The sequence below is a fragment of the Pedobacter sp. 10L46_2 genome, from assembly GCF_056395165.1.
This window is the reverse complement of record NZ_JBFTIZ010000504.1, coordinates 1-1,609: the sequence shown is the minus strand read 5'-3', so window position 1 is coordinate 1,609 and position 1,609 is coordinate 1. Positions and strand designations below refer to the sequence as shown.

Annotated in this window: 1 protein-coding gene; it reads left to right on the top strand. The window is 37.5% G+C overall.

The window, feature by feature from the left end:
* Positions 1–1,609, top strand: a 1,609-nt coding sequence (locus tag AC1DDX_RS27285) for a ligand-binding sensor domain-containing protein (protein ID WP_477623015.1), incomplete at both ends; no start/stop codon positions are given.

Here is a 1,609-nt window from a genome sequence, read left to right as displayed (position 1 = left end):
CCTTCAAACAACAATAGCCTGTCTCACGATGCCATTGTTGCTATTTATATAGACCGTTTTGAAAAATTATGGATTGGAACCTATACCGGAGGTTTCGATTACATGGATAATGGTAAGTTTATCCATTACAAATACAACGCCTCAGATCCTGAAAGTTTAAGCGATAATAAGGTTTCTGATTTTCTGGAAGATTCATCAAATCGGTTTTGGATAAGCACCATGGGAGGTGGAATAAACCTTTTCAACAGAACCACAAAGAAATTTAAAAGATATACGCAGAACCTGAGTCTAATTAGTTCCGATTATGTATTTAAGGTACTGGAAGATTCGCATCAAAACATTTGGGCAGGTACATCCTATGGGATGAATGTATTGCCAAAAGGAGGGACAAAGTTTATCAAGATAGTAAACGATCCAAAAAACGATAACAGCCTGATCAACGACAACATTAACAGCTTTATTGAAGACAGCAGGGGCTACCTCTGGATAGGAACAAGAGATGGTTTGAGCCTTTATAATCCCAAAACCAAAACCTTTTACAATTATACCATCGAAAATGGATTGCCTGATAATAACATCATGGACATTCAGGAAGATAATCAAGGTGACTTTTGGGTAAGCACATCAAACGGCTTATCAAAGATATCGGTTACTTATAACAAAAAACTTAACCTCATTTTCAAGAATTTTGATGAGAATGATGGCCTGCAGGGTAAGGAATTTAACCGAATTGCCTCCGTAAAACTAAGAACCGGAGAACTTGCATTTGGAGGTCCTGATGGGATCAATATTTTCCAACCTTCTTTAATTAAATCTTATAATCAAACCTTTAAACTCTTTATAACCGACTTTCAACTGTTCAATAAGAGTGTAACAGCAAACACTGCAATTGATGGCCGGGTAATACTTAAAAAATCAATTTTTGATACTAAAGAGCTTACCTTAAACCACGATCAAAATGTATTTACCATAGAGTTTGCATCATTAAATTACATTGGCCCTCATAAAGTGAAACATCAGTACATGCTGGAGGGATTTGATAAGACATGGATTTCTGCAGATAATACTTTACGCAAGGCCACCTATACAAACCTTGATCCGGGCGATTATGTTTTTAAGGTACGGGCATCAAGTACCGAAAACATTTCTGATGCTAAACCGGTAACCTTAAGGATCAGGATACTGAACCCATGGTATACTTCTACATTGGCGTATATTCTTTATTTTCTGGCCATAGGCGGCGCATTGTACTATTTCAGATACCGCGGTATCCAGCAACTAAAGCAGCAATTTGCTGCTGAGCAGGAAAAACAAAAAGTTCAGAGACTGATTGAACAAGAGAAAGTAGAATCACAACGCTTGCTTGATAATGAACGTTTAGAAGCAATGAGGTACAGAGAGCTGGATGCTATGAAAATCAAATTCCTAACCAATGTAAGTCATGAATTTAGAACGCCATTATCTTTAATTCTAGCACCAATAGACAAAATCCTGAAAGGATCATCAGATAATCTGATTAAAGAGCAGGTCTCCCTGATACAGAAAAACGCAAAGCGTCTGCTCAACCTGGTAAACCAGCTGCTCGATTTCAGAAAGATGGAGCTTAAAG